This is a genomic window from Streptomyces sp. TG1A-8, from assembly GCF_030499535.1.
Lineage (GTDB): Bacteria > Actinomycetota > Actinomycetes > Streptomycetales > Streptomycetaceae > Streptomyces.
This window is the reverse complement of record NZ_JASTLB010000001.1, coordinates 4,285,196-4,311,629: the sequence shown is the minus strand read 5'-3', so window position 1 is coordinate 4,311,629 and position 26,434 is coordinate 4,285,196. Positions and strand designations below refer to the sequence as shown.

General features: G+C 73.8%; 25 protein-coding genes, 1 tRNA gene and 2 pseudogenes. 13 read left to right on the top strand and 15 right to left on the bottom strand.

The window, feature by feature from the left end; all coding sequences use genetic code 11:
* Positions 1-81 precede the first annotated feature (81 nt).
* The 4 genes from hutI to hutU all read right to left on the bottom strand — a co-directional run bounded on the left by hutI (position 82) and on the right by hutU (position 5,643).
* Positions 82-1,254, bottom strand: coding sequence for an imidazolonepropionase (hutI, locus tag QQY24_RS18930; protein WP_301973872.1), 1,173 nt, complete (start codon positions 1,252-1,254; stop codon positions 82-84).
* Complete coding sequence (locus tag QQY24_RS18925) at positions 1,251-2,630, bottom strand: formimidoylglutamate deiminase (RefSeq protein ID WP_301973871.1); 1,380 nt, start codon at positions 2,628-2,630, stop codon at positions 1,251-1,253. Before QQY24_RS18925 ends, hutI begins: the two co-directional genes overlap by 4 nt.
* Positions 2,627-3,829, bottom strand: coding sequence for an allantoate amidohydrolase (locus QQY24_RS18920; protein ID WP_301976286.1), 1,203 nt, complete (start codon positions 3,827-3,829; stop codon positions 2,627-2,629). Before QQY24_RS18920 ends, QQY24_RS18925 begins: the two co-directional genes overlap by 4 nt.
* Positions 3,830-3,978: 149 nt before the next feature.
* Positions 3,979-5,643 (bottom strand): urocanate hydratase, encoded by a 1,665-nt coding sequence (gene hutU, locus QQY24_RS18915; protein WP_301973870.1) that lies wholly within the window; start codon positions 5,641-5,643, stop codon positions 3,979-3,981.
* Between the two features lie 140 nt (positions 5,644-5,783).
* Here hutU and QQY24_RS18910 point away from each other — a divergent pair, with 140 nt between their 5' ends.
* From QQY24_RS18910 to QQY24_RS18890, 5 genes are all read left to right on the top strand, one after another.
* Positions 5,784-7,199: a diaminopimelate decarboxylase gene (locus QQY24_RS18910; protein ID WP_301973869.1), complete on the top strand. Its 1,416-nt coding sequence runs from the start codon at positions 5,784-5,786 to the stop codon at positions 7,197-7,199.
* Between the two features lie 135 nt (positions 7,200-7,334).
* Positions 7,335-7,724: a hypothetical protein gene (locus tag QQY24_RS18905; RefSeq protein ID WP_301973868.1), complete on the top strand. Its 390-nt coding sequence runs from the start codon at positions 7,335-7,337 to the stop codon at positions 7,722-7,724.
* A complete protein-coding gene (locus QQY24_RS18900; protein WP_301973867.1) occupies positions 7,721-8,542 on the top strand; it encodes a transcriptional regulator in 822 nt (273 codons plus the stop codon). Before QQY24_RS18905 ends, QQY24_RS18900 begins: the two co-directional genes overlap by 4 nt.
* A 31-nt stretch (positions 8,543-8,573) precedes the next feature.
* Positions 8,574-9,074: a roadblock/LC7 domain-containing protein gene (locus QQY24_RS18895; protein ID WP_301973866.1), complete on the top strand. Its 501-nt coding sequence runs from the start codon at positions 8,574-8,576 to the stop codon at positions 9,072-9,074.
* 9 nt (positions 9,075-9,083) lie between these two features.
* Positions 9,084-9,458 carry a hypothetical protein gene (locus tag QQY24_RS18890; RefSeq protein WP_301973865.1) on the top strand — a complete coding sequence of 125 codons (375 nt, stop codon included), beginning with the start codon at positions 9,084-9,086 and terminating at the stop codon, positions 9,456-9,458.
* A gap of 13 nt (positions 9,459-9,471) precedes the next feature.
* Here the strand turns inward: QQY24_RS18890 and QQY24_RS18885 are convergent, their stop codons facing one another.
* The 3 genes from QQY24_RS18885 to QQY24_RS18875 form a co-directional block, all read right to left on the bottom strand.
* Positions 9,472-10,056, bottom strand: a complete 585-nt coding sequence (locus tag QQY24_RS18885) for a hypothetical protein (protein ID WP_301973864.1) — start codon at positions 10,054-10,056, stop codon at positions 9,472-9,474.
* A gap of 110 nt (positions 10,057-10,166) precedes the next feature.
* A complete protein-coding gene (locus QQY24_RS18880) occupies positions 10,167-11,009 on the bottom strand; it encodes a MurR/RpiR family transcriptional regulator (RefSeq protein WP_301973863.1) in 843 nt (280 codons plus the stop codon).
* 649 nt (positions 11,010-11,658) lie between these two features.
* Positions 11,659-13,050, bottom strand: coding sequence for a cystathionine beta-synthase (locus tag QQY24_RS18875; protein WP_301973862.1), 1,392 nt, complete (start codon positions 13,048-13,050; stop codon positions 11,659-11,661).
* A gap of 160 nt (positions 13,051-13,210) precedes the next feature.
* Between QQY24_RS18875 and QQY24_RS18870 the strand changes: the two genes are divergently transcribed.
* From QQY24_RS18870 to QQY24_RS18860, 3 genes are all read left to right on the top strand, one after another.
* Positions 13,211-14,227, top strand: coding sequence for an SGNH/GDSL hydrolase family protein (locus tag QQY24_RS18870; protein WP_301973861.1), 1,017 nt, complete (start codon positions 13,211-13,213; stop codon positions 14,225-14,227).
* A gap of 196 nt (positions 14,228-14,423) precedes the next feature.
* Positions 14,424-15,644 (top strand): acetyl-CoA C-acetyltransferase, encoded by a 1,221-nt coding sequence (locus QQY24_RS18865; protein WP_301973860.1) that lies wholly within the window; start codon positions 14,424-14,426, stop codon positions 15,642-15,644.
* Positions 15,645-15,917: 273 nt separating this feature from the next.
* Positions 15,918-16,718, top strand: coding sequence for a hypothetical protein (locus QQY24_RS18860; RefSeq protein ID WP_301973859.1), 801 nt, complete (start codon positions 15,918-15,920; stop codon positions 16,716-16,718).
* A 64-nt stretch (positions 16,719-16,782) separates the two neighbouring features.
* Here the strand turns inward: QQY24_RS18860 and QQY24_RS18855 are convergent, their stop codons facing one another.
* Positions 16,783-17,094 carry a hypothetical protein gene (locus tag QQY24_RS18855; RefSeq protein ID WP_301973858.1) on the bottom strand — a complete coding sequence of 104 codons (312 nt, stop codon included), beginning with the start codon at positions 17,092-17,094 and terminating at the stop codon, positions 16,783-16,785.
* Between the two features lie 99 nt (positions 17,095-17,193).
* On the opposite strand from QQY24_RS18855, the gene QQY24_RS18850 reads away from it, so the two are divergent.
* Positions 17,194-17,424: a DUF4287 domain-containing protein gene (locus tag QQY24_RS18850; RefSeq protein WP_301973857.1), complete on the top strand. Its 231-nt coding sequence runs from the start codon at positions 17,194-17,196 to the stop codon at positions 17,422-17,424.
* Between the two features lie 57 nt (positions 17,425-17,481).
* Here the strand turns inward: QQY24_RS18850 and QQY24_RS18845 are convergent, their stop codons facing one another.
* Both QQY24_RS18845 and QQY24_RS18840 read right to left on the bottom strand, forming a co-directional pair.
* Complete coding sequence (locus QQY24_RS18845; RefSeq protein WP_301973856.1) at positions 17,482-18,342, bottom strand: Bax inhibitor-1/YccA family protein; 861 nt, start codon at positions 18,340-18,342, stop codon at positions 17,482-17,484.
* A 492-nt stretch (positions 18,343-18,834) separates the two neighbouring features.
* Positions 18,835-18,917, bottom strand: a tRNA-Leu gene (locus QQY24_RS18840).
* Between the two features lie 477 nt (positions 18,918-19,394).
* Between QQY24_RS18840 and QQY24_RS18835 the strand changes: the two are divergent.
* Positions 19,395-19,811, top strand: a pseudogene (locus QQY24_RS18835) (ATP-binding cassette domain-containing protein); the annotation flags it as partial.
* Positions 19,804-20,192: pseudogene (locus QQY24_RS18830) on the top strand (ABC transporter permease); the annotation flags it as partial. The pseudogenes QQY24_RS18835 and QQY24_RS18830, both read left to right, overlap by 8 nt.
* A gap of 58 nt (positions 20,193-20,250) precedes the next feature.
* On the opposite strand, the gene QQY24_RS18825 reads toward QQY24_RS18830, so the two are convergent.
* The gene (locus QQY24_RS18825) at positions 20,251-21,543 is read right to left on the bottom strand and encodes a cyclopropane-fatty-acyl-phospholipid synthase family protein (protein WP_301973855.1); all 1,293 of its coding nucleotides are present in this window, start codon (positions 21,541-21,543) and stop codon (positions 20,251-20,253) included.
* Positions 21,544-21,746: 203 nt separating this feature from the next.
* Positions 21,747-23,123: an NAD(P)/FAD-dependent oxidoreductase gene (locus QQY24_RS18820; RefSeq protein WP_301973854.1), complete on the bottom strand. Its 1,377-nt coding sequence runs from the start codon at positions 23,121-23,123 to the stop codon at positions 21,747-21,749.
* Positions 23,124-23,685: 562 nt separating this feature from the next.
* Here QQY24_RS18820 and QQY24_RS18815 point away from each other — a divergent pair.
* Positions 23,686-23,958, top strand: a complete 273-nt coding sequence (locus QQY24_RS18815) for a type II toxin-antitoxin system Phd/YefM family antitoxin (protein ID WP_301973853.1) — start codon at positions 23,686-23,688, stop codon at positions 23,956-23,958.
* On the top strand, positions 23,955-24,224 hold the full coding sequence (locus QQY24_RS18810; protein ID WP_301973852.1) for a type II toxin-antitoxin system RelE/ParE family toxin: 270 nt from the start codon (positions 23,955-23,957) through the stop codon (positions 24,222-24,224). Before QQY24_RS18815 ends, QQY24_RS18810 begins: the two co-directional genes overlap by 4 nt.
* Positions 24,225-24,260: 36 nt before the next feature.
* On the opposite strand, the gene QQY24_RS18805 is transcribed toward QQY24_RS18810, so the two are convergent.
* The 3 genes from QQY24_RS18805 to QQY24_RS18795 are packed head-to-tail and all read right to left on the bottom strand — an operon-like array spanning position 24,261 to position 26,348.
* Entirely contained in the window at positions 24,261-25,214 is a 954-nt protein-coding gene (locus QQY24_RS18805; protein ID WP_301973851.1) for a Ppx/GppA phosphatase family protein, read from the bottom strand.
* Positions 25,211-25,816 (bottom strand): DUF501 domain-containing protein, encoded by a 606-nt coding sequence (locus QQY24_RS18800; RefSeq protein ID WP_301973850.1) that lies wholly within the window; start codon positions 25,814-25,816, stop codon positions 25,211-25,213. Before QQY24_RS18800 ends, QQY24_RS18805 begins: the two co-directional genes overlap by 4 nt.
* 46 nt (positions 25,817-25,862) lie before the next feature.
* Complete coding sequence (locus QQY24_RS18795) at positions 25,863-26,348, bottom strand: septum formation initiator family protein (protein WP_301973849.1); 486 nt, start codon at positions 26,346-26,348, stop codon at positions 25,863-25,865.
* Positions 26,349-26,434: the final 86 nt, after the last annotated feature.

Sequence of the window (26,434 nt, the reverse complement as noted above, 5' to 3'; positions counted from 1 at the left end):
TCGCCGTGTGTCCGGCCGCCTCGCCGCCCACCGGGCCGGCCGGGGCCGGCGCGGTGCCGCCGGCCCCGGCGGCACCGGTGCTCACACCACCCGCACGCCCCCGCGCCACACCCCGCCGACCAGCGGCACGCCCGGCCGGTAGGCCAGGTGCACGTGGCTGGGGGCGTCCAGCAGGACCAGGTCGGCGCGGGTGCCGGGACCGAGCCGGCCGATGTCGGTCCGGCGCAGGGCCGCCGCACCGCCCGCCGTGGCCGACCAGACCGCCTCGTCCGGGGTCATGCGCATGTCCCGTACGGCCAGGGCGATGCAGAAGGGCACGGACGAGGTGAAGGACGAGCCCGGGTTGCAGTCCGTGGACAGGGCGACCGTCGCGCCCGCGTCCAGGAGGCGGCGGGCGTCCGGCCACTCGGCCCGGGTGGAGAACTCGGCGCCGGGCAGCAGGGTGGCCACCGTGTCGCCGTGGGCGAGGGCGTCGACGTCCGCGTCCGTCAGGTGGGTGCAGTGGTCGGCGCTGGCCGCGCCGAGCTCCACGGCCAGCTGGACGCCGGGGCCGTGGGAGAGCTGGTTGGCGTGGACGCGCGGGAGCAGGCCCTTGGCGCGGCCCGCGGTGAGGACGGCGCGGGCCTGGTCGCCGTCGAAGGCGCCCCGCTCGCAGAAGACGTCGATCCAGCGGGCGTGCGGGGCGCAGGCGTCCAGCATCGCGCCGGTGACCAGGTCGACGTAGCCGGCCGGGTCACCGGCGTGCTCCGGGGGGACGACGTGGGCACCGAGGTAGGTCACCTCGTCGGTGTGGCGCGCCGCGATGCGCAGGGCGCGGGACTCGTCCGCGACGGTCAGGCCGTAGCCGGACTTCGTCTCGAGGGTGGTGGTGCCCTGGCGGAGGGCCTCGGCCAGGTAGCGGGTGAGGTTGGCCTCCAGGTCCGCGTCGCTCGCGGCACGGGTGGCCGCGACCGTGGTGCGGATGCCGCCCGCCGTGTAGGGGCGGCCGGACATGCGGGCGTTGAACTCCTGCGTGCGGTCACCGGCGAAGACCAGGTGGGAGTGGGAGTCCACGAAGCCGGGCAGCACCGTCCGGCCGGCCGCGTCGACCCGGTTGTCGGCGGCGGGCGCCCTGCCGGACCCACCGGTCCACGCGACGCGGTCGCCGTCGAGGACGACGGCCGCGTCGCGGATCAGTCCGAGGGGGGATCCGTCACCGCGGGAGGGGTCGTTGGTGACCAGCGTGGCGACGTTGGTGATGACGGTGCTGCTCATGGCGTCCTCGGGGATGGCCGGGCGGGGGTCGGCGGGCGGTGGTCGTGCAGGGCCGCGATCGCGTCCGCCAGCGCCGACGGCACGTCGGGCACGAGGGTGTGCGCGCCGTCCCGCACGATCTGCCGGCCGCCCACGACCGTGTGCCGCACGTCCGCCGCGCCCGCCGCGAACACGGCCGTCTCGGCGCCCAGTGCGGGCGGCGGCCCGGCCGTCCTGACCGAGTCGAGCGCGATCGTCGTCAGGTCGGCGAGCGCGCCGGGCTCGATGGTGCCGGCCTCGTCCCAGCCGAGTGCGGCGTGGCCGTCGGCGGTGGCGGCCCGCAGCAGCTCCCCGGCGCTCCAGTGGCCCCGGGTGCGGGTGCGCAGCCGCTCGTCCAGCTCCATGGCGCGCGCCTCTTCGAGGATGTCGATGACGGCGTGGCTGTCGGAGCCGAGGCAGAGCGGGGAACCGGCCCGCTGCAGGGCGGGGGCGGGGCCGATGCCGTCGGCCAGGTCGCGCTCGGTGGTCGGGCACACGCAGGTGCCGGTGCCGGAGCCGCCGATCAGCGCGACGTCCTCCTCGGTGAGGTGGGTGTTGTGCACCCCGGTGGTGCGCGGGCCGAGGACGCCGTGGTCGGCGAGCAGTTGGGTGGGGGTGCGGCCGTGCACCGCCCGGCAGGCGTCGTTCTCGGCGGTCTGCTCGGACAGGTGCACGTGCAGCGGGGCCCGCCGCTCCCCGGCCCACCGCGCGACGGTCGCCAGCTGGTCGGCGGGCACGGCCCGCACGGAGTGGACGGCCGCTCCGATCCGTGCGTGCTCGCGCTCCTGGAGGGCCGCGCAGCGTTCGGCCCAGGCCTCCGCGCTGCCGTCGGAGAAGCGCAGCTGGTGGGCGGTGGGCGGCTCGCCGAAGCCGGCGGAGAGGTAGGCGGTGTCCAGGAGGGTGATGCGGATGCCCGCTTCGGCGGCGGCCGCGATCAGCGCCTCGCCCATGGCGTTGGGGTCGGCGTAGCGGGTGCCGCCGGGGGCGTGGTGCACGTAGTGGAACTCGCCGACGCAGGTGATGCCGGCCAGGGCCATCTCGGCGTACACCGCGCGGGCGAGCGCGTGGTAGGTGTCCGGGGTCAGCCGTTCGGCGACGCAGTACATCACCTCGCGCCAGGTCCAGAAGGTGCCGCTGCCGACCTGGACGGTGCCGCGCAGCGCCCGGTGGAAGGCGTGCGAGTGGGCGTTGGCCAGTCCGGGCAGGGTGAGCCCGCGCAGCACCTCGGCGCCGGGCGGCGGGGCGGGTACGGCGGTGCGGACGGCGGTGATCCGGCCGTCCGCGGCCTCGACCAGGACGCCCGGTTCGACGCGGGTGCCGAGCCAGGCGTGTTCCAGCCAGTACGAGCGTGTCGTCACGTGCGGGCCAGTCCTTCCAGTACGTCGGCCAGCGCGCGCACCCCGGCCACGCAGTCGTCCTCGGCCGCGGACTCGGCCGGGGAGTGCGAGACGCCGGTGGGGTTGCGCACGAACAGCATGGCGGTGGGGACGCTCGCGGACAGGATCCCGGCGTCGTGTCCGGCGCCGGTCCCGAGGACGGGCACGGTCAGGCCGGTGTCCTTGCCGAGGATGCGGCCGAGCTCGTCGCGCAGGGCGTGGTCGAACTCGACCACGGGGGTGAAGGACTCCCGGACGACGTCGAGGTCGACCCCGTGGGCGTCGGCGTACTCCCGCGCGGCCCTCTCGACGCCGCCGACGACCGCGTCCAGGGCCTCCTGGCCGGCGGCGCGGGAGTCGAGCCAGCCGCGCACCAGGGAGGGGACGGCGTTGACGCCGTTCGGCTCGACGGAGACCTTGCCGAAGGTGGCGACGGCACCGGCGAGGCGGGCCTCGCGGCGGGCGGCGAGCACCGTCTCGGCGTACGGCAGCATCGGGTCGCGGCGGTCGGCCAGCCGGGTGGTGCCGGCGTGGTTGGCCTGGCCGCGGAAGTCGAACCGCCAGCGGCCGTGCGGCCAGATGGCACTGGCGACGCCGACCCGGTCGCCGGACAGGTCCAGCGCGCGGCCCTGCTCGACGTGCAGTTCCACGAAGGCGCCGATGCGGGCGAGCCGTTCGGGGTCGGCCCCGATGGCGTCGGGGTCGTACCCGGCGGCCTCCATGGCGCGCGGCAGCGTGACGCCGTCCCCGTCGGTGAGCCGGTGCGCCTGCTCGGCGGTGAGCTGCCCGGCGGTGAGCCGGGAGCCGACGCAGGCGAGCCCGAACCGGGCGCCCTCCTCGTCGCCGAAGTTGACGACGGCCAGGGGCCTGGCGAGCCGGGTGTTCCTGGCGCGCAGTTCGTCGAGGGCGGCGAAGGAGGACACCACCCCCAGGGGCCCGTCGAAGGCGCCGCCGTCGGGTACGGAGTCCAGGTGCGACCCGGTGACGACGGCGCCCCCGGCGGCCGGGTCACCCAGCCAGGCCCACTGGTTGCCGTTCCGGTCCACCTCGTAGGCCAGGGCGCGCGCCTCGGCCTGTTCCCGGAACCAGTCCCGGCACTCGGCGTCGGCGCCGGTCCAGGCGTAGCGGCGGTAGCCGCCGGAGTCGCGGTGCCGTCCGACGGGGAGCAGTTCGCGCCACATCTCCTGGAAGGAGGGCACGTCCCCGGCAGCGGGCCGTGCGGGCCGCGGGCGGGCGTCCGGCACGGCGGAACGGGCGTCCGGCACGGCCGCGGCCGCCGGCGGCGCGCCGGCGGGAGCCGGCGCGCCGCCGTGCGCGTCCTCTTCGCGGTTCACGCCTCGTCACCCTCGCGCATCGGCACCCGGACCCCCCGCTGCCGTGCCACCGACTCAGCGGAGTCGTACCCCGCGTCGACGTGCCGGATGACACCCATGCCGGGGTCGTTGGTCAGCACCCGGCGGATCTTCTCGCCGCCCAGCTTCGTGCCGTCGGCCACCGTCACCTGGCCGGCGTGCAGGGAGCGGCCCATGCCGACGCCGCCGCCGTGGTGCAGGGACACCCAGGACGCCCCGGAGGCCACGTTGACCATGGCGTTCAGCAGCGGCCAGTCGGCGATCGCGTCGGAGCCGTCGAGCATGGCCTCGGTCTCGCGGTAGGGGGAGGCCACCGATCCGCAGTCCAGGTGGTCGCGGCCGATCGCCAGCGGGGCTGCCAGCTCGCCGCTCGCCACCATGTCGTTGAAGCGCTCGCCGGCCCTGTCCCGCTCGCCGTAGCCGAGCCAGCAGATGCGGGCGGGCAGGCCCTGGAAGTGGACCCGCTCGCCGGCCATCCCGATCCAGCGGGCCAGGGACTCGTTCTCCGGGAACAGGTCGAGGATCGCCCGGTCGGTCCTGGCGATGTCGGCCGGGTCCCCGGACAGGGCGGCCCAGCGGAACGGGCCCTTGCCCTCGCAGAACAGGGGCCGGATGTAGGCGGGGACGAAGCCGGGGAAGGCGAACGCGCGGTCGTATCCGGCGAGCCGGGCCTCGCCGCGGATGGAGTTGCCGTAGTCGAAGACCTCCGCGCCGGCGTCCAGGAAGCCGACCATGGCCTCCACGTGGCGCGCCATGGACTCGCGGGCGCGGGTGGTGAAGCCGGCCGGGTCCTTGGCGGCGGCGTCGGCCATGTCCTCGAAGGCGACGCCGAGCGGCAGGTAGGCCAGCGGGTCGTGGGCGGAGGTCTGGTCGGTGACGATGTCGATCGGCGCGTCCATCGCGAGCAGCTGCGGGACCAGCTCGGCGGCGTTGCCGAGGACGCCGATGGACAGCGGGCGGCGGGCGTCGCGGGCCTCGACGGCCAGGCGCAGCGCGTGGTCGAGGCCATCCGCCCTGACGTCGAGGTACCGGTGCTCGATGCGGCGGTCGATGGCGCGCGGGTCGCAGTCGACGCAGATCGCCACGCCGTCGTTCATGGTCACGGCGAGCGGCTGGGCGCCGCCCATCCCGCCGAGGCCGGCGGTGAGCGTGATGGTGCCGGCCAGGGTGCCGCCGAACTTCTTCGCGGCGACGGCGGCGAAGGTCTCGTAGGTGCCCTGGAGGATGCCCTGGGTGCCGATGTAGATCCAGGAGCCGGCGGTCATCTGCCCGTACATGGTCAGGCCGAGGGCCTCCAGGCGGCGGAACTCCTCCCAGTTGGCCCAGTCGCCGACGAGGTTGGAGTTGGCGATCAGGACGCGCGGGGCCCACTCGTGGGTCTGCATGACGCCGACCGGGCGGCCGGACTGGACCAGCATGGTCTCGTCCTGCTTGAGGGTCCGCAGCGTGCGGACCATGGCGTCGAAGGAGCGCCAGTCACGGGCGGCCTTGCCGGTGCCGCCGTAGACGACGAGCTTGTCGGGGTGCTCGGCCACCTCGGGGTCGAGGTTGTTCTGCAGCATCCGCAGGGCGGCTTCCTGCTGCCATCCCAGGGCGCTCAGTTCCGTGCCGCGCGGGGCTCGTACGGGGCGGGGTCCCGACATCGTCTGCCTCCTCCTGTTACTGCGTATATTCACATCCTGTCTGCCTGAATAGACCTAGTCAATACAGGGAGGTGCCCGCGCCCGCGCCCGGGGGATGTTTGGCTGGAGGCACCGGAAGGACCCGACAGGACGGGGGAGCCGTGGAACGGGACGTCGAGCAGGAGGCCCGGGGGCGCGCCGCACGGCGCGACGAGGCGGTGCGGGCGGCGGTGGAGCAGGGGTTGCTGGGGCCGGACACGGCCGTGGTGGGACTCCTCGACGTCACCGGCATCCGCGGGTCGGCGGCGGCCCTGAAGGAGGCGTTCGACGCGGTCGTGGCGCCGGGGACGCCGGTGCTGCACGCCTTCGCGGTGAAGGCGGCCCCGCTGGTGCCGGTGCTGGGGCTGCTGCACGCGGAGGGCATCGGCGCTGAGGTGGCGAGCGCGGGGGAGCTCGCGCTGGCGCGGGCGGCCGGGGTGCCACCGGCCCGCACGGTGCTGGACTCCCCGGCCAAGACCCCGGCCGAGCTGCGCGAGGCGCTGGCGCTGGGGATCGCCGTCAACGCCGACAACCCCCAGGAGCTGGACCGCCTCGACGCCCTCGTACGGGCGGCACCCACCGGCTCGCCGCTGGGCCTCAGGGTCAACCCGCAGGTCGGCGGCGGCACCATCGGGGCGACCTCGACGGCCACGCGGACCTCCAAGTTCGGGGTGGCGCTGCGGGACGAGGGCGCCCGGGAGTGGGTCGTCCGGGCCTTCCTGGACCGGCCGTGGCTGACCCGGCTGCACACGCACACCGGTTCGCAGGGCGTCCCGCTGTCGCTGATGGCGCGGGGCGTGGCGCGGACGTACGCGCTCGCGGAGGAGGTCAACGCGCGCGCCGGGCGGCGGCAGATCGACACGCTCGACCTCGGCGGCGGACTGCCGGTGAACTTCGCGTCGGAGGCGACGACGCCGACGTACGCCCAGTACGCGCGCCTGCTGGCCGGGGAGGTGCCGGGGCTGTTCGACGGGCGGTACGGGCTGGTGACCGAGTTCGGGCGCTCGCTGCTGGCCAAGAACGGCACGGTGGTGGCCCGGGTGGAGTACACCAAGAGCGCCGGCGGGCGGCGGATAGCGGTGACGCACGCGGGCGTGCAGGTCGCCGCCCGGACGGTGTACGCGCCGGGGGCGTGGCCGCTCAGGATCGCCGCGTACGACGCCGGGGGGCGGCCCAAGACGTGCCCCGGGACCGTCCAGGACGTGGCGGGGCCGGCCTGCTTCTCCGGCGACCTGCTCGCCGAGGGGCGCACGCTGCCCCTGCTGGAGCAGGGGGACTACGCGGCGGCGCTGGACACGGGCGCGTACTACTTCGCCCACCACTACGCCTACAACTCCCTGGCGCGGCCCGGCGTCCACGGCTTCACGGTGGACGGGCCCGGGTCCGTGGCCTTCGCGACCGTGCGGGAGCCGCAGACGGTGGCGCAGGTGGTGGCCGAGTCCGGCGGGGCGCAGGCGTCCGCGCTCATCGCCCCGCGGGCCCCGGGAGGCGCTGACCCGTCCTCCCGGCGTGTCCGGCGTACGGGACAACTCGGTTGAGTGGCAAGCCAGTTGATCCATCCCGGTGGATCGGACGCATGTTCCACCGGAAATTGCCAAACACCTCACCCGCCGCACACACGATGCGTAGTGTCGTGGTCACTCGGCCGGAGCCCAGGCGGGAGGGGAACCACGGTGCCCGGAATCGACGCGTGCCTGCTGGAAGCGATGCGACTGCCCGGTGCCCGGGGGGCCGCACTGGTGGACTGGACGAGCGGACTCGCCCTCGGCACGGTCGGGGAGGCCCCCGGCGGTGATCACGAGACCACCGCCGCCGAGGCCGCCGAACTGGCCCGGATGGCCGCCGAGCACGGCGCCTTCACCGCCGGCGCGGACGGGGACGGGCGCCCCCCGGTGGAGGACGTCATCATCAGCAACCGCGACAGCTACCACCTGCTGCGCTTCGTGGACACGTCCTTCGACAGCAGCGTCTTCCTGCACCTGTGGGTCGGCCGCGAGGACGGCAACCTCGCGCTCGCCCGGATCCGGCTCGGCGAGGTGGCCGCCCGGCTGGTGCTGGGATGATCACGGTGGCCACCCCTCCCCCGCTGCCCGTGCGGGACAAGGCCACCGCGGGCGACCGGACCGCCGGCGCCCTGTCGCCGATGCTCGGCCGGCTCGCCGAGGAGCGGGCCACCGGCGTCCTCGTCCGCGAGCACGGCACCCTGTACCTGGCCCGGGGCCGCGTGGTGCACGCCGAGAGCCCCCACGCCCCGGGCCTCGACGTGCTCCTCACGGCCCACGGCACCCTCGCCGCCACCGCCTGGCAGCGGGCGGCGCGGCGGGCCTCCGACGTCCCCGGAACCGTCCGCCTGCTGCTCGACGCCGGCCTGCTGCCCGCGGGCGCGCTGGAACTGTGCCACCTGGACGCGCTGTACGACGCCGGGTTCTTCGCGCTGGCGCCGAGCGGCGTCCCGGGCCGCTTCCACTACGACGGCGTGCCCGACCCCGGCCCGCTGCCCCCGGTCCCGGTCGTCGCGCTGGAACGCGAGACGCTGCGCCGCCGCCTGCTGCTGCACCGGCTGTGGCCCGACCCGGCGACCGACAGCGCCCCGCTGGTCCGGGCCGACCCGGCCGCGCCGGTGCCGGTCCCCCCGCGCCGGCGGGCGGTCCTGGACCGGGTGGACGGGGTCCGCACGGCCCCGGAGATCGCCCGGGACCTGGGCCGGCAGGCGTTCCACACGCTGGTGGACGTACGGCGGCTGGCGGCGGCCGGGCTGCTCGCCCCGGTTCCCGCGGCGTCCGGCCCGCCGCCCCCGGCCGTCCCGGCTCCCCCGCTCACGGTCACCGACCCCGACGTCACGCTGCTGAAGAGGCTCAGGGATGCGCTGGAGGCGCTGTGAGCGGTACCGCCCCGCCGAGAGGAGAGAGCTGATGGTGGCCGGAGTGGACCTGGAGGCCGTGCTGGAGGAACTGCGCCGGCTGCGCGCCCGCGTGCCGCAGCTCACCGGCGCCCTCACGGCCGGCGTCGACGGACTCGTCGTCGCCCACGACACCCCCGGTGTCGACCCGGAGGGCCTGGCGGCGCTCACCGCGGCCTCGCTCGGCGTGGCCGTCCGGGTCGCCGACGCCACCGGCAACGGCGACTTCCGCGAACTGCTGGTGCGCGGCGAGCACGGCTACGTCGCCACCTACGCGGCCGGCCGCACCGCCGTGCTGACCCTGCTCGCCCAGGACCGGGTCAACGTGGGCCGGCTGCACCTGGAGGGCCGCCGCTCCGCGACCCGCCTGGGAGAGCTGCTGGACGCCGCCGAGGCCGCGGCCCGGACCGCCGGCCCGGCCGCACCCGCCGCCAGGACCCCGCCGGCCCGCACCCGCACCCCGCGCGCGCCGCGCGCCACGGCCGCCGACGCGCGCGCCGCAACCGACAGCTGAGAGGACACCATGGCCAACACCGAGGCCGCACTGGAGGAAGCGCTCACCTCCATCGAGGGCGCCACCGGCGTCGCGCTCGTCGACTACACCAGCGGAATGGCGCTGGGCACGATGGGCGGCAGCAAGAACTTCGACCTGAACGTGGCGGCCGCCGGCAACACGGACGTCATCCGCGCCAAGATGCGCACGATGGAACACCTGGGCCTCAAGACCGAGATCGAGGACATCCTGATCACCCTGTCCGACCAGTACCACCTGATCCGCCTGCTCAAGGGCCGCGGCGGCAACGGCCTGTTCCTCTACCTGGTGCTGGACTCCGGCCGGGCCAACCTGGCGATGGCCCGGCACCGGCTGAAGCGGATCGAGGAGGAGCTGGAGGTCTGACCGGCCCGCCGGGTCACACGAGCGCGGCGGTACGGCGGCGCGCCCCGCCCGGGGCCGCGTCGCCGGCCGCGATGCCCGTACCGCGCAGGCCCTTGACGGACCTGCCCGCCGGGCGCCCGCCGCGCTCGTCGAGCCAGTCGACGCGCACCCACAGCAGCGTGTCCCCGGCCCGTTCCCGCCGGCCGAGCCAGGCGGCCTTCAGCCGCAGCCCGGTACCGGCCCCGGCGAGCAGCATCCCGCCGGCCGCGGGGACGGCGAAGGAGCCGGCGAGCGCGACGGCGAAGGCCAGCAGCAGCCACCAGCGGTGCCCCCGGCGCCAGGTGCGCACGGTCACCGCACGGTCCTGCAGGACGTCGTACTTGCCCGCGCGGACCGCCCCGCGGGCGAGGAGGGCGTACCGCTTGCGCCGCGCCAGCGCCACGACGGCCGCGGCGAGCAGGAACAGCACCGCCCCCGCCGCGACCCCGGTCCGCCGCCCGGTCAGCCCGGGCGGGAGCACCCCGATCCCCGCGGCGCACGCCCCGGTCCACCACAGCGGTGCGGCTCCGGCCCGTACGACGACGGCCACCCGGGCCAGCCCCTGTCCTCCACGCGCCACGTCGGCCTCCCCGTGTCACGAGTTCCATCCGGTACCTGTGTCTGCGCGCAGCAAGTTAACGGCAGAACGTGAGACGAGTCTGAGAGGGGCGGCCCGCCGCCTCCCGGAGGTCACTCCACGAACAGTCCGCGGGCCGCCGCGTGGGCGTCGAACTCCTCCAGGCGGGCCTGGGCGTCCGGCAGGCCGTCGCAGACCGCCTCCAGCAGCACCCGCCCGAGCAGCATCGGCGCGCACGCGGTGTCGAAGGCGAGCCCGGTGCCGACGGCGGCGGGCAGCAGCAGGTCGGAGTGTCCGGCGACGGGCGCGAACGCGGAGTCGGCGACCGTGACGACGGTCAGGCCCGCCCCCCTGGCGTAGGCGAGGGTGTCCACGACCTCGCGCGGGTGCCGGGGCAGCGCGAAGCACAGCAGCGCGGTGGCGCCCGCGCGGACGGCCGCGTCCAGACGGTCCTGGATCATCGTGCCGCCCTCGTTGAGCAGCCGGACGTCCGGGTGGACCTTGGCGGCGAAGTACGCGAAGCCGTACGCCTGCGAGGCGGCGGCGCGCAGCCCGAGCACCGGCAGCGGCCGGGAGGCGGCCAGGACCCGGCCGGCCTCCCGCACCGGGCGGGGGTCGGCGAGCAGTTCCGCGAGGTGCCTGAGATTCTCGATCTCGGCCTCGACGGCCTGCTGGTACTCGTTGTGGGAACCCGCCTCGGGGGCGGGTTCGGCGGGCACCACCTCGCGCAGGTGCCTGCGCAGGGCCGGATAGCCGTCGAAGCCGAGGGCGACCGCGAACCGGGTCACCGACGGCTGGCTGACCCCGGCCAGCTCCGCCAGCTCCACGCTGGACAGGAAGGGCACGTCGGCGGCACGCCGCACCATGCTGTGGGCGATGCGGCGCTGGGTCGGCGTGAGCCGGTGGCCCTCGAAGAGCGCCTGCAGCCGGGTCGCGGCACTGTCGGTCGCGCTCATGACGTACTCCCCCTCCCGGTGTCCTCGACGTCCGGGAGGGTACGGCGCCGGGACACGGGCGGACACCACCCAACTATTCACACGTGACGGATCTGCATACCTTTATACAGCGAGAGCGGCGGCACCGCAGCGGTCCGGCCGGGAACCACCCCGCGGGAAAGGGGGTTCACCCCGGTGCGGCGGCCGGGCGCGCTTCCTGGGGTGGCCGCATGAGCCCGCTGGAGTCGGGGGACGCCGACCTCACGAAGGAGCCGGTCGCCGCCGTGCGGGCCCGCGGGGAACCCGGCGAGACGGCGGACCGGCCGCAGGGGAGCGGACCGGACGGCGGTCGCGGGCGGCGGGGAGGAGTTGCGCGGGGACCGCCGCACCCCCGTTTCCGGGGGGCGGGACGACGGCGGTCCCCGCGGGGGACGCGGGCCGGGTCAGGACCGGGCTTGCGCGTCCTTGGCGTCCGTGGAGGTCCGGGAGCCGCTCCGGAGGTCCTTGGCGCCGTTCGGCGCCGGCCCGGGCGGGGAGCCGCTCCCGCCCTGCCGGCACCCACTACTGTGCCGGGCCCGTGTTAAGCGGGTGCTGCGCGCGCGTGACGCGCTCGTACCACTTCCGACACGGCCCGATCGGCCGAGGTCACCGCGTGTTCGCCGCGGGTCCGCTACCTGTTGCCGCCCTTGGCCAGGAAGGCCAGCAGGTCCTGTCGGCTGACCACCCCGGTGGGCTTGCCCTCGACCAGGACGATCGCCGCGTCGGCCGAGCCGAGCACCGACATCAGGTCGCCGACCGGCTCGCCGGAACCGACCTGGGGCAGCGGCTCCGACATGTGCTTCTCCAGCGGGTCCTCCAGGGAGGCCCGCTGGGAGAACAGGGCGTCCAGCAGCTCCCGTTCCACGACCGACCCGACGACCTCGGCGGCCATCACGTCCGGGTGGCCGGCGCCCGGCTTGACGACCGGCATCTGCGAGACGCCGTACTCGCGCAGCACCTCGATGGCCTGGCCGACGGTCTCCTCCGGGTGCATGTGCACCAGGGAGGGGATGGCGCCGTGGGCCTTGTCGCTCAGGACGTCGGCGACGCGGGCGCTGGGGCCCTCGTCCTCCAGGAAGCCGTAGTCCGCCATCCACTCGTCGTTGAAGATCTTGCTGAGGTAGCCGCGCCCGCTGTCCGGGAGCAGGACGACCACGACGTCGTCCGGGCCGAGCCGCTCGGCGACGCGCAGCGCGGCCACGACGGCCATGCCGCAGGAACCGCCGACGAGCAGGCCCTCCTCCTTGGCGAGCCGGCGGGTCATCTGGAAGGAGTCCTTGTCGGAGACCGCGACGATCTCGTCGGCGACGGCCCGGTCGTAGGCGCTGGGCCAGAAGTCCTCGCCGACGCCCTCGACGAGGTAGGGCCGGCCGGAGCCGCCGGAGTAGACGGAGCCCTCGGGGTCGGCGCCGACCACCTGGACCCGGCCGTCGCTGGCGTCCTTCAGGTAGCGGCCGGTGCCGGAGATGGTGCCGCCGGTACCGACGCCCGCCACGAAGTGGGTGATCCGCCCCTCCGTCTGCTCCCACAGCTCGGGACCGGTCGAGTGGTAGTGGGAGAGCGGGTTGTTGGGGTTGGAGTACTGGTCGGGCTTCCACGCGCCGGGGGTCTCGCGGACCAGGCGGTCGGAGACGTTGTAGTAGGAGTCCGGGTGCTCGGGCGCCACGGCGGTCGGGCAGACGACGACCTCGGCGCCGTACGCGCGCAGCACGTTGATCTTGTCGGTGCTCACCTTGTCGGGGCAGACGAAGATGCACCGGTAGCCCTTCTGCTGAGCCACGATGGCCAGGCCCACACCGGTGTTCCCGCTGGTCGGCTCGACGATGGTGCCGCCCGGCTTCAGTTCCCCGCTCTGCTCGGCGGCCTCGATCATGCGCAGGGCGATGCGGTCCTTCACGGAACCGCCCGGGTTGAAGTACTCCACCTTGGCCAGGACGGTCGCCTGGATGCCCTTGGTCACGTTGTTGAGCCGCACCAGCGGGGTGTCGCCGACGAGGCTGATCATCGAGTCGTGGAATCGCACCGTTGTCTCCGGTTGCTTGCAAAAAATGTGGTCGTGGTGGTCCCGCCAGCCTAAGGCCCCCGCACGGCGCGGGACGGGCGTTCACTCCCCGTTGGGATTGACGCACGGTCGGTACGGGGCAAGGAGTGGGTGTACGGCTACGAGGAGGTGGCGGGCAGGCATGACGAGCACGTCGAGGGCGCGGGTGGCCCGGCGCATCGCAGCCGGAGCGGCTTACGGGGGCGGCGGGGCCGGGCTGGCCGGCGCGGCCGCGGTGGGCCTGCTGCTGGCCGAACTGAGGCAGGCCCGGCGCCGTGTGGGCAACGGCGGCGGCCGGGTACCGGCGGCCGACGGCGTCTACGGGCACGGGTACGACACCCCCGGCGAACCGCCCCTGAGGCTGACCATGCTCGGCGACTCCACCGCCGCCGGGCAGGGCGTGCACCGGGCCGGGCAGACACCGGGCGCGCTGCTCGCGTCGGGACTGGCGGCGGTGGCCGAACGCCCGGTGGAACTGCGCAACGTCGCCCTGCCGGGGGCCCGGTCGGACGACCTGGACCGCCAGGTGGCGCTGGTCCTGTCCTCCCCCGCGCCCGCCCCGGACGTCTGCGTGATCATGATCGGGGCGAACGACGTGACGCAGCGGATGCCGCCGACGCGCTCGGTACGGCACCTGTCGGCGGCGGTACGGCGGCTGCGCACGGCCGGTGCCGAGGTGGTGGTGGGCACCTGCCCCGACCTCGGCACCATCGAGCCGGTGCGGCAGCCGCTGCGCTGGCTGGCCCGGCGGGCCTCGCGGCAGCTGGCGGCGGCGCAGACGATCGGCGTGGTCGGGCAGGGCGGGCGGACCGTGTCGCTGGGCGACCTGCTGGGCCCGGAGTTCGCGGCGAACCCGCGGGAGCTGTTCGGGCCGGACAGCTACCACCCCTCGGCGGAGGGGTACGCCACGGCGGCGATGGCGGTGCTGCCGACGGTGTGCGCGGCGCTGGGGCTGTGGCCGGCGGAGGAGGAGCGGCCGGACGCGTCCCGCCGCGAGGGGTTCCTGCCCGTCGCCCGCGCCGCGGCGGAGGCCGCCTCGGAGGCGGGCACGGAGGTGACGGCGGCGATGCCGACGGGGCCGCGGGGTCCGTGGGCCCTGCTGAAGCGCAGGCGCCGGCGCCGGGTGCCGGAGGCCGAGCCGGCGACCCGGCCGGCGTGACCGGCACCCGCCCCTCCGGCCCGGCCGGCCGGAGGGTGCGGCGGCGCTCCTGCGGCGGGGCCCCCGGACCGACACGAAAAAGCAAGCGCTTAGTAAGATGCGGTGAGTGTCACACCGCAACACCGGTGACCGGAAGCCTACGGCCGGGTAACTTCCCAACCGGTCCGCCCACACCTCGCACGCCACTGGAGCCGTGATGCCCGAAGCCGTCATCGTCTCGACCGCCCGCTCCCCCATCGGCCGCGCCTTCAAGGGCTCCCTCAAGGACCTGCGCCCGGACGACCTGACCGCGACCGTCATCCAGGCCGCGCTCGCCAAGATCCCCGAGCTGGACCCCCGGGACATCGACGACCTGATGCTGGGCTGCGGCCTGCCGGGCGGCGAGCAGGGCAACAACCTCGGCCGCATCGTCGCCGTGCAGATGGGCATGGACCACCTGCCCGGCTGCACGATCACCCGCTACTGCTCCTCCTCGCTGCAGACCTCCCGCATGGCGCTGCACGCCATCAAGGCCGGCGAGGGCGACGTCTTCATCTCGGCCGGCGTCGAGATGGTCTCCCGGTTCACCAAGGGCAACTCCGACAGCCTCCCCGACACGCACAACCCGCTCTTCGCCGAGGCCGAGGCCCGCACCGCCGCCGTCGCCCAGCAGGAGGGCACGACCTGGCACGACCCGCGCGAGGACGGCCTCGTCCCGGACGCCTACATCGCGATGGGCCAGACCGCCGAGAACCTCGCCCGCTGGAAGGGCGTCAGCCGGCAGGAGATGGACGAGTTCGGCGTCCGCTCGCAGAACCTCGCCGAGGAAGCCATCAAGAACGGCTTCTGGGCCCGTGAGATCACCCCGGTGACCCTGCCCGACGGCACGGTGGTCGGCAAGGACGACGGCCCGCGCCCCGGCGTCACCCTGGAGGGCGTCCAGGGCCTCAAGCCGGTCTTCCGCCCGGACGGACTGGTCACCGCCGGCAACTGCTGCCCGCTCAACGACGGCGCCGCCGCGCTCGTCATCATGTCCGACACCAAGGCCCGCGAGCTGGGCCTCACCGCGCTCGCCCGCATCGTGTCGACCGGCGTCTCCGGCCTGTCCCCGGAGATCATGGGCCTCGGCCCGGTCGAGGCCAGCAAGCAGGCGCTGGGCCGGGCCGGCCTGACCGTCGGCGACATCGACCTGGTCGAGATCAACGAGGCCTTCGCCGCCCAGGTCATCCCCTCCTACCAGGACCTGGGCATCGACCTGGACAAGCTCAACGTCAACGGCGGCGCCATCGCCGTCGGTCATCCCTTCGGCATGACCGGCGCCCGCATCACCGGCACGCTCATCAACTCGCTCCAGTTCCACGACAAGCAGTTCGGCCTGGAGACGATGTGCGTCGGCGGCGGCCAGGGCATGGCGATGGTCATCGAGCGCCTCAGCTGACCCACCTTCGGTAGCCAACCGGCCACCGTACGTCAGGAAGCGGCCCGGAAACCGGACAACGCCCGATTTCCGGGCCGTTTTGTGATCCAATCTCCCCCAGGATGTGACCTATCTCCCTCGCCGGGGGCGTCTTCGCAGGTCAGTGCCGCGAACCCGGAAACGGCGCGATCAAAATCCCGCCCATTTCGTGACGTTACGCACTGACAGGCGGTCAGTCCGCCCTTCAAGCTGATGTAGGAAGTCGGGGTCGACTTTGAACCTGGGAGTACGTCAGTGAGCGCCATGCCGATCGCCCTGCTGCTCACCACGGCCGCCACGGGCGCCGTGGGCGTCGCCGTCCTGCGCACCGTGCTGAGACTGCGCCGCCAGCTCGGCGAGCTGCAGGCGCAGCTCGCCGAGAACCAGGCGGCCGCCCTGCGCGCGCTGCTGCCCGCCGCCCGCACCACCGCCGACGCCGAGCAGATACGCGCGGCCGTGGCCGAGGCGCTGGCCGAGGAGCGGGAGCGGGAGCTGGCGGAGGCGCGCGCGTTCTGGGCGGCCCAGGAGGCGCGCGACGCCTCCGACGCGCCCTCGCTGCTGGGCCTGGCCGACGCGGACCTGTTCCTGCCCCGGCAGGCCGATTTCGCCGGCCTGGAGCCGGTGTCGGAACCGACCGCCGAGTCCGAGGACCTCGCCGGCGGTGCCCCCGCGGGGAGCGAGTCCCCGGAGCTGGCCGCGGCCCGCCGCCGCCACCCCTCGCACCCCGACTTCGTCCCGGTGCAGTCGCCGGTCGCCAACGACCACGAGCGCACGGTGGACACCCTGGAGCGCCTGGCCGCCGACCGCACCGAACTCTCCGACGTGCGCCCCGGCCCCCTGGGCACACTCGACGTGTACGTCTTCACGGACGGCACCACCCTGTGCATGACCCCGGGCCACCGCGAGACGGCCGAGCGCCTGGCGGCGGCCCTGCGGGAGGGCGGGACGCCGTACCTGCTCGGCGGTTCCGGCATCTCCGGCGCCTACACCCTGACCTTCACCTGCGGCGAGGACACGGTCTACATCCTGGCGGACAGGGTCATCGCGTCGTTCTGACGGACGCGTCCTTCCGGGGCGGCGGTGCGAGCGGACGGGGCGGGTGCGCCGGCGCCCGCGCGCCTCAGACGCCCGCCCTCTTGCGCGCCTCCTCCACCAGCCGGACCGCCTCGCCGACCTGCTCCTCGCTCTCCAGCACCAGGGCCAGGTCGTGCGCGGCCACCAGGATCTGGTCGGCCGCCGCGAACATCCCCGCGTCCGGCATCTCCCGGGGTTCAGCGGACGGCTCCTCGACGCGTTGCGCCCACCGGGCCAACTCCCTGGCCAGCGCCAGCGCCTCCGCGGCGGCGCTGCGTTGCAGCCGGCTCTGCGGGGCCGCCCGCAACCGGTCGGCGAAATGATCCACGGCTCGGCTCAGGGGCGTCGTATCAACCACGCGCCGAGCGTAACGCGCCGCACTGTTGCCAAGAGGCGGACGCTCGGGCACGGTGGCGTCAAGGACCGGCTTACATCCCCTTTGCGTTCGGAGGCGCCGATGTCCCAACTCTTCTCCGAGGAGACCCACCGCAACCTGCTCGCCCGCATCCCGCACTGCACCGGTCGTGAAGTCACCGACTGGCTGCGCACCGTCGAGGAAGGTCCAGCCCTCTTCCGCTTCGAGGAGAAGGTCAGCTGGCTGCGGGCCGAACACGACCTGGCGTACGGCCACGCCAAGGCGATCGTCCACGAGTACGACCTCAGGAGGGCGGCGCGGAAGCTGCTCTAGGACGCCGGAGGGCCCCGGGGTCACCCGGGGCCCTCCGCACACGGCAGGTGGGACCGGCTAGTCGTTGTTGTTGAAGATCGCCACCAGTCGCAACATCTCCACGTAGATCCACACCAGGGTCAGGGTGAGGCCGAACGCGGCGAGCCAGGACTCGTCGCGCGGAGCGCCGTAGGCGATGCCGTCCTCGATCTGCTTGAAGTCGAGGGTCAGGAAGAACGCGCCGAGCAGGATCGCGATGACGCCGACGGCCACACCGAGCGGGCCGAAGCTGCGCAGGCCGCCGCCTTCGGCGACGCCGAACGCGACCAGCAGCAGGTTGACCGCCATGACCAGCACGAACGCGACGGCGATGGCCATGCCGATCCGGGCGTAGCGGGCGGTGACGCGGATCCAGCCCGCCTTGTAGACGAGCAGGGTCGCGGCCGAGACCGCCATGGTGCCCAGCACCGCCTGGAAGGGGGCGCCGCTCCAGCGGCTGTTGTACATCTCGCTGATGACACCGAGGAAGACGCCCTCGAAGGCGGCGTACCCCAGGATCAGCGCGGGCGACGGGGTCCGCTTGAAGCTCTGCACGAGCGCCAGGACCATCGCGATGATGGCGGCGCCGAAGGCCAGGCCGTAGCTGGTCCCCGAGACCGGCAGCAGCGCCCACGCGAGGACGGCGCCGACGGCGACCGTGCCGAGCGTGAGGGCCGAGCGCAGGACGACGTCGTCCATCGTCATCCGGCCGGTGGCGGCCGGGGCCTGCGGCGGCGCGCCGTACTGCGCGCCCTGCTGGGCGTAGGGGTTCTGGGCGTAGGGGTTCTGCGCGTACGGGTTGCCCTGCGCGTACCCGGCCTGCGCTGCGGTGTTGAAGCCGGCGTAGCCGTTGTCGCGGCTGAACCCCCGTCGCGAGAAGACCGGGTTGCTGCTCCTCATTTCACTCCTCCATGGCCGCACGACACGGCCTTGGCTCCAGAGTAATGGATTGGCAAAAGACGGCTCGTCCTACTTGAGGGTGATCCTTCCCCTGCCGGCCCGCGCACCACGCCGCGTGGAAGCCTGATGCCCGGCCACGGAAGCTCTCATTCCCGCCCCGGTCCAGCGGGAACCCCGTGCGGGCCCCGGCGGGGCCGCCCGGCGGCGCGCGGGGAGGCGGACCGTTCCGGCCGGGCCGGCCGGAGGCGGGCGCCGAAGGGGATGGGGTCCGGGCGGGGCGCATCCGCCGTCGACGGGCGGACGGGAACGGCGGCGATGGTCCCGGCTGCGTTCGGACCGGGGTGATCGGGAGGCCGGCCGCGGTGCAAGCAGCGCCGCCGGGGGAACAGGGTGCGCGAGGCGGGACGAGCCGGGGCGCACGACCGGGGCCGGAGGCGGAGCCGGAAACGGGCACACACCGTTCCCATTGATCACTCGCGGTGAAGGCGGTAGTGCCCGGAACCGGACTTGAACCGGTACGCCCGCGAGGGGCAGCGAGGTTTAAGCTCGCCGTGTCTGCATTCCACCATCCGGGCAGGCCTTGGGGTCCGCTTGGAGATCCAGAGCCTATCGGGCGGCGTCCCTCGCACAGCGGACGGGACCGGCCGATGTTGTCTTATTTTATTGATGTCTGAGGGTGCATCAGACCCTGGTACGGCCATCCACACTTGCCAAAAGCGTGACGGGGCGCGTCCGCGCGCGTACGCGGAATGACGGAATTTCACCTACCGAACGAGGGCGCTCCACCTGTTCTCGACCGGACGGGTACAAGGCGCCGTTCTCCGGCAGAGGCGGCACAGGTGGGCAGACGGACGGACGGACGGGCGGGCCGGCGGACGGGCGGGCGGGCCGGCGGCTCCCGGGGTCGTCCCTCCTCCCCAGGTATGACCCGGAGCCGCTCCGCGCGACCCGAGTCGCCCCCGGAACCGGAACAGCGACTGACTGCACGGGCGCCGGCGGCCGGGACGATGAACCGGTCCCCGCGAACGCCGTCCCGGCAGGAGCGCCGCCCCGTGACCACCACACGCACAGCCGACCGGAACACCGCCGTGGCCGCGCGCGCCACGGAGCCGTCGAAGACCTACGGCCAGGGCGAGACCCGGGTGGTCGCGCTGGACCGGGCCTCCGTCGACTCCCGGCAGGCCGAGTTCGCCGCGATCATGGGGCCGTCGGGTTCCGGCAGGTCCACGTTGATGCACTGGGTGGCCGGTCCGGACACCTTCTCCTCGGGGTTCGTGCGGATCGGCGGGACCGAACCGGGCTCCCTGAAGGACAAGCAGCTCACCAGGTTGCGCCGGGACAGGATCGGCTTCATCTTCCAGGCGTTCAACCTGCTGCCGACGCTGACCGCCCTGGAGAACGTCACCCTCCCGATGGACATCGCGGGCCGCAAGCCGGACCGGCAGTGGCTGGACACCGTACATGGTCTACGGCCTGCTCGGCATGGCGGTGGTCGTCGCCGTCCTCGGGGTCGTCGACACCCTGGCCATGTCGGTCTTCGAGCGCTCCCAGGAGATCGGCGTGCTCCGCGCGGTCGGCCTGGAGCGCAGGGCGGTCCGGCGCATGGTCCGCCTGGAGTCCCTGGTGATCTCCCTGTTCGGCGGGGTGCTGGGCCTCGCGCTGGGGGTGTTCTTCGGCTGGGCGGCCGGTGAACTGCTGGGCGCGAGGATGCCGACGTGCGAACTGGTCCCGCCCTGGGCCGGATGGCGCTCCTCCTGCTGCTGGCGGCGGTGGTCGGCGTACCGGCCGCGCTGTGGCCGGCCCGGCGGGCGGCCGGTCTGGACATGCTCGCGGCGATCAGGGCCGAATAGCCGCGCGCGGCCCGAGGGGGCCGCGCTCCGTGACGGAGCGCGGCCCCCTCGGGGTGTGTCAGGCGTTCCAGGTGCGGGTGCGCAGCGGCAGGCCGGACCGGCCGGACTCCGGGGTGCGGACCGCGAGGACCTGGTTGACGCCGATGCGGTTGCGCTCGAAGGCGAGCGCGGAGGCCGCCATGTACAGGCGCCAGACGCGGGCGCGGCCCGGGGTGGTGAGGCGGACCGCGCGGTCCCAGTCGGCCTCGAGGTTGGTCACCCAGCGGCGCAGGGTGAGGGCGTAGTGCTCGCGGATCGACTCCACGTCCCGGACCTCGAAGCCGGCGCGCTCCAACTGGGTCACGGTGGTGCCGACGGGGGCGAGTTCGCCGTCCGGGAAGACGTAGGAGTCGATGAACGGGTCGACCTCGTAGGCCGTTTCGTCGCGCCGGGGCCGGCGGGCGATCTGGTGGTTGAGCAGCCGGCCGCCGGGCTTGAGCAGGGCGTACAGGTTCCTGGCGTACTCCAGGTAGCGTTCGGCGCCGACGTGCTCGGCCATGCCGATGGAGGAGATCGCGTCGTAGGGGCCGTCCACGACGTCCCGGTAGTCCTGGACCCTGATCTCCACGCGGTCGGTCAGGCCCTCGTCGGCCACGCGCTTGCGGGCGTAGGCCGCCTGTTCCTGCGAGAGGGTGACGCCGACGACGCTCACGCCGTGCTCCCGGGCCGCGTGGACGGCCATCGAGCCCCAGCCGCAGCCGACGTCCAGCAGTCGCTGCCCCGGTGTCAGGCCGAGCTTGCGGCAGACCAGTTCGAGCTTGTCGCGCTGGGCCGACTCCAGCGTCGCGTCCGGCTCCCAGTAGGCGCAGGAGTACACCATGGACGAGCCGAGGACGATCTCGTAGAAGTCGTTGCCGACGTCGTAGTGGTGGCTGATGGCCCGCTTGTCGGTGCGGCGCGTGTGCAGCCCGCGGCGGGGCCTGCGGACCTCCTCGCGGGGCGGGGCGGGCGGGACGGGCGGCCCGGCGAGCTTCAACAGCTCCCGCCCGGCGGCCCGCACGTCCGGGTCGCGCAGCGCCTGGACGAGGCCGCGGGCGTCCTCGTCGCGTTCCCAGACCAGCCCGGCCACGGCGTCGAGGGCCGTGTACAGGTCGCCCTCGACGTCCAGGTCGCCGGCGACCCAGGCGCGGGCCAGGCCCAGTTCGCCGGGTTTGAACAGCATGCGGCGCAGGGCGCGGCGGTTGCGCAGGACGAGCGCCGGCGCGTCGGCCGGCCCCGCCTGCGATCCGTCCCACGCCCGCAGCCGCACCGGGAGCGGTGCTCCCAGCGCCTGTTCGGCAAGACTCCTCAGCCGCGACGCGGCGTCGGCCATGGCGCACACCTCCAAAACAGCGGATCCCGGATGTCGTTCACCACGTAAACATCGCGGAGTGCTCGGCGCAGTCCCGCGAAGGAGTTACGACTCAGCAAAATAGCTGTACAGAGCATGCAGCTGGCCGGCTCCCGGAACGCCGAGGGACCTCCCGCACCACGGATGGCGGGAGGTCCCTCGGGTGGTCCGGCGACCGTGTGAGGTCAGGAGGCCTTGGCCCTCTCCTCGGTCTTCGCGGCGACCGGCGCCGGCTTGGCGGCCTCGTAGAACTCCTCGCGCGGGTTCTCCACGGCGCCGAGGGAGACGACCTCGCGCTTGAGGAACATGCCGAGGGTCCAGTCGGCGAAGATGCGGATCTTGCGGTTCCAGGTCGGCATCGCCAGACCGTGGTAGCCGCGGTGCATGTACCAGGCGAGACGGCCCTTGAGCTTGATCTTCATCTTGCCCATGACGATCATCGCGACGCCCTTGTGCACGCCGAGGCCCGCGACCGCGCCCTTGTTGGCGTGGCTGTACTCCTTCTGCGGGAAGCCCCGCATGCCGGAGACCACGTTGTCGCCGAGGACCTTGGCCTGGCGCAGCGCGTGCTGGGCGTTCGGCGGGCACCAGGCGTTCTCGTTGCCCGCCTTGCGGCCGACGAGGTCCGGGACCTGTGCGTTGTCGCCGGCGGCCCAGATGTAGTCCGTGCCCTTGACCTGGAGCGTGGGCTCGCAGTCGACGTGGCCGCGCGGGCCGAGCGGCAGGCCGAAGCGGGTCAGCGCCGGGTTGGGCTTGACGCCCGCGGTCCACACGATCGTGTGGGAGTCGACCTCCAGGCCGTTCTTCAGCACCACGTGGCCGTCGACGCAGGAGTCCATGGAGGTGGAGAGGTAGATCTCCACGCCCCGGCTCTCCAGGTGCTCCTTGCCGTACTGGCCGAGCTTGGGGCCGACCTCGGGGAGGATCTTGTCGGCGGCGTCGACCAGGATGAAGCGCATGTCCTCGCGGGACACGTTCTTGTAGTACTTGGCCGCGTCCCGGGCCATGTCCTCGACCTCGCCGATGGTCTCCGCACCCGCGAAGCCACCGCCGATGAAGACGAAGGTGAGCGCCTTGCGGCGGATCTCCTCGTCGTGGGTGGAGTCGGCCTTGTCGAGCTGTTCGAGGACGTGGTTGCGCAGGCCGATGGACTCCTCGATGCCCTTCATGCCGATGCCCTGCTCGGCGAGGCCGGGGATCGGGAAGGTGCGGGATACCGCGCCCATCGCGATGACCAGGTAGTCGAAGGGCAGCTCGTACGCCTCGCCCACCAGCGGGGCGATCGTGGCGACCTTGCGGTCCTGGTCGATGGTGGTGACCCGACCGGTAAGGACCTCCGCCTTCGGCAGCACGCGTCGCAGCGGGACGACGACGTGCCGGGGGGAGATGCTGCCGGCGGCGGCTTCGGGGAGGAAGGGCTGGTAGGTCATGTACGACCGGGGGTCGACGACCGTGACGGTCGCCTCGCCGTAGCGCATCTTCTTGAGGATGCGCCGAGCTGCGTACAGGCCTACGTACCCACCGCCTACTACGAGGATCCTGGGACGCTCCGTGGTGCTCATGGCATCGAGTATCCACCCGCCGCGGGAGGGGGGTTCGTGCGCCCCTTCACAAGGTCCGACAGAGCCTGTGTTAAACTCCGCGACCCGTGCGGCGCAGGTCGCGTCGGCGCGGTGGAACCAAAGACCGCTTCGCCCCGTTGTCAAGGGCGCGTGAGCTGCTTTTCCGGGTCTTTTCGAGTCCCGTGAGGCGCTCCGGAAACCCCCCTCCCTGGGGCCGCCCACGAGCCCCGCCCGTCGCCCTCGCGAGCACCCTCCGGAGCCCGCCGGGCCCCCGAACGGCCCCCGGGGGGCTCTTTGATCGTCCGCCGGACCCGAATCTCTTGTGAAGAACTTCACGAACTTTCCCGGCGGGGTGCCGCCGGAGTGGGCGCGGGGGTCGCTCACACGATGTCCCACCTGCTCAGGCGAGGCTGCCGCCGAGCAGGAAAGAGGCCGGAAAGGGCCTCCCCGCGCCGCCCGACCGGCTCCTGTGCGGTCGACCGGGCGATGCCGTCGAGGATCGCGCACGGACGCGACTCCCTCCAGACACCCACGTGTACACACACTTGCGTACACTGGCCTCATGACTGAGAACACCGTGACCGTACGGGAAGCCCGCGCACACCTCGCCGACCACATCAACCGGGCTGAGGAAGGCGTCCCGACTGTCATCACCCGCAACGGCGCCCCGGTGGCAGCCGTGGTGCCGATCTCGGACTTCGAGGCGTTGGAGGAAGCGGCCGACGTGATGCTGGCGCGCGAGGCCGAAACGGTGCTGGCCGAGGGCGGCACCACCGTGACCATGGCGGAACTGCTGGCGGACCTGTTCAGCGAGCAGGACGGCGAGGCGGCGTGAAGTACGCCTTCCGGTTCACCACGGCGGCGCAGCGGCAGCTCCGGGCCATCTCCAGGCCCGACGCCATGCGCATCCTGACCGCACTGACCGCACTCGGTGACGACCCGTACCGCCAAGACGCCGACGTCAAGAAGCTCACCGGCCCGTCGGGCCTCTACCGCCTCCAGGTCGGAAGCTACCGGGTCGCCTATCAGATCAACGATGGTGAACTCGTCGTCCTCGTAGTCAAGGTGGGCGACCGGCGGGACGTCTACCGCAACCTGTGACGCCCCACCGACACCGAGACCGCCGGGCACCGCCCCTCAGCGCACCTCGCTCGCCGTGGAGTGGGCGATGCCGTCGAGGATGTCGTGCTCGCTGACGACGACCTCCCCGGCACCGATCCGCTCCATGATCGCCAGCAGTACCAGGGCGCCCGCACCGATCACGTCGACGCGGCCCGGGTGCATGGAGGGGATCGCCGCGCGCTCGGCGTGCGTGGAGCGCAGCAGCTCTCCCGTGATCGCGCGGACGCGGTCGTAGGGGATCCGGGAGTGGTGGATGCGCGCGGAGTCGTACTCGGGCAGGTCCTGGGCGATGGCCGAGACGGTGGTGACCGAGCCGGCCAGGCCGACGAGGGTGCGCGCCTCACGCAGCGGGACCGTCCGCTCGGCGAGGTCCAGGGCGGCCTCGATGTCCGCCCGCATGGCGGCGATCTGCTCCTCGGCGGGTGGGTCGGCGACCTCGCCGTCCCGCACCAGGTGCCGTTCGGTCATCCGCACGCAGCCCACGTCCACGGACCGCGCGGCCCGCACGCGGTCGTCGCCGACGACGAACTCGGTGGAGCCGCCGCCGATGTCCACGACGAGGTAGGGCCGGCCGAGGTCGTCGCGGCCCGCCAGCCCCCCGGTGGCGCCGGTGAAGGAGAACTCGGCCTCCTGGTCGCCGGTGATGACCTCGGGCTCGACACCGAGGATACCGACGACGCCCCGCACGAACTCGTCCCGGTTCTCGGCGTCCCGGGAGGCGGAGGTGGCGACGAAGCGGAGCTTGTCGGCGCCGTGCTCCGCGATGATCCCGGCGTAGTCGCGGCAGGCGGCGAAGGTGCGCTCCAGCGCCTCGGGCGCGAGCCGGCCGGTGCGGTCGACGCCCTGGCCGAGCCGCACGATCGTCATGCGCCGGTCCAGGTCGGTCAGCTCGCCGGTGCGCGGGTCGACGTCGGCGACGAGGAGCCGGATGGAGTTCGTACCGCAGTCGATGGCGGCGACGCGCGTCACCGGCCGCCCTCCTCGACGGGCTTGGAGGCGAAGTGTCCCGAGCCGTCCTCCGCCGCCTCCGTCCGCCACCCGTCGCCCGGCGGCCCCTGGGCGGGCACCACGCACGGGCCCTTGCTCCACCACTCGGGCAGCATGGCGAGCGCCTCGTCGCCGAGCGGGTTCACCCCCGGGCCCGCGGCCAGCGAGTGGGCGACCAGGACGTGCAGGCACTTGACCCGGTCCGGCATGCCGCCGGCGCTCGGGAAGCCCGCCAGGACCTCGATCTCGTCGCGGCGCCGCAGGTAGTCCTCGTGGGCCTCCCGGTAGGCGGCGGCCAGCTCGGGATCGCTCCCCAGGCGCTCCGTCATCTCCTTCATGACGCCGTTCGCCTCCAGCGTGCCGATCGCCGAGGCGGCGCGCGGGCACGTCAGGTAGTACGTCGTCGGGAACGGTGTGCCGTCGGGCAGGCGGGGCGCCGTCTCCACGACGTCCGGCTGTCCGCACGGGCAGCGGTGCGCGATGGCCCGCAGGCCCCGCGGGGGACGGCCGAGCTGCTGCTGGAAGGCCTGCACGTCCGCGTCGGTGGGCTCGGTGCGCGGAGTGGGCGGCGGAGGCGTGTGCATGACTGCTTTCAGGATGGCTTTCTGTCGGTCACCGGCCGGCGGCCGGTCACTGGTCGGAGGCGTCGGACTTGTCGACCCCGTCCCAGACGTTCGCGTACCAGGGCCGCTGGGCGGCCCCGAGGTCGGCGCGGGACTGCTCGGCCGCGCCGGGGTCGATCACGACGTACCCGGTCTCCCCGGGCATCACGTAGTGCAGCCGGCGCCGGATCTGCTGCTCGGCGTAGGCGTCGTCCTGCCAGCGCGCCTTGAGGTCCCGCAGTTGCTCGACGCGCCGGCGCGCCTGCTCCTGCCGGTGCTGGAGGTCGGCGATCTCGGCGCGCTGGGAGACGTACTGGCGCATCGGGTAGGCCAGGGCGACGATCAGCGAGCACAGGACGAGCGCGAGCAGCGCGGCGCGGCCGGTGAGCCGGGAGCGGCGGGCCTGCCGTTTGGTCTGCGAGCGGTAGACCCGGGCCGCCGTCTGCTCGCCGAGGGCCCGCAGCCGTGTCGCGGTGGAGAACCGGTCCCGGTCGTTGCGGCCCTTCACTGCCATGTCCCCGCCTCCCGTTCACACGCACGTACGTCCCCGCACACGGTACGGGACCGGGTGCGGGGACGTACGGACGACTGGCTCGGCCC

Coding starts and splice junctions, on each gene's coding strand:
- hutI (WP_301973872.1), bottom strand. CDS start 1,254: ATGAGCAGCACCGTCATCACCAACGTCGCCACGCTGGTCACCAACGAC.
- QQY24_RS18920 (WP_301976286.1), bottom strand. CDS start 3,829: ATGTGGCGCGAACTGCTCCCCGTCGGACGGCACCGCGACTCCGGCGGC.
- hutU (WP_301973870.1), bottom strand. CDS start 5,643: ATGTCGGGACCCCGCCCCGTACGAGCCCCGCGCGGCACGGAACTGAGC.
- QQY24_RS18900 (WP_301973867.1), top strand. CDS start 7,721: ATGATCACGGTGGCCACCCCTCCCCCGCTGCCCGTGCGGGACAAGGCC.
- QQY24_RS18895 (WP_301973866.1), top strand. CDS start 8,574: ATGGTGGCCGGAGTGGACCTGGAGGCCGTGCTGGAGGAACTGCGCCGG.
- QQY24_RS18890 (WP_301973865.1), top strand. CDS start 9,084: ATGGCCAACACCGAGGCCGCACTGGAGGAAGCGCTCACCTCCATCGAG.
- QQY24_RS18880 (WP_301973863.1), bottom strand. CDS start 11,009: ATGAGCGCGACCGACAGTGCCGCGACCCGGCTGCAGGCGCTCTTCGAG.
- QQY24_RS18870 (WP_301973861.1), top strand. CDS start 13,211: ATGACGAGCACGTCGAGGGCGCGGGTGGCCCGGCGCATCGCAGCCGGA.
- QQY24_RS18865 (WP_301973860.1), top strand. CDS start 14,424: ATGCCCGAAGCCGTCATCGTCTCGACCGCCCGCTCCCCCATCGGCCGC.
- QQY24_RS18850 (WP_301973857.1), top strand. CDS start 17,194: ATGTCCCAACTCTTCTCCGAGGAGACCCACCGCAACCTGCTCGCCCGC.
- QQY24_RS18845 (WP_301973856.1), bottom strand. CDS start 18,342: ATGAGGAGCAGCAACCCGGTCTTCTCGCGACGGGGGTTCAGCCGCGAC.
- QQY24_RS18825 (WP_301973855.1), bottom strand. CDS start 21,543: ATGGCCGACGCCGCGTCGCGGCTGAGGAGTCTTGCCGAACAGGCGCTG.
- QQY24_RS18820 (WP_301973854.1), bottom strand. CDS start 23,123: ATGAGCACCACGGAGCGTCCCAGGATCCTCGTAGTAGGCGGTGGGTAC.
- QQY24_RS18815 (WP_301973853.1), top strand. CDS start 23,686: ATGACTGAGAACACCGTGACCGTACGGGAAGCCCGCGCACACCTCGCC.
- QQY24_RS18800 (WP_301973850.1), bottom strand. CDS start 25,816: ATGCACACGCCTCCGCCGCCCACTCCGCGCACCGAGCCCACCGACGCG.
- QQY24_RS18795 (WP_301973849.1), bottom strand. CDS start 26,348: ATGGCAGTGAAGGGCCGCAACGACCGGGACCGGTTCTCCACCGCGACA.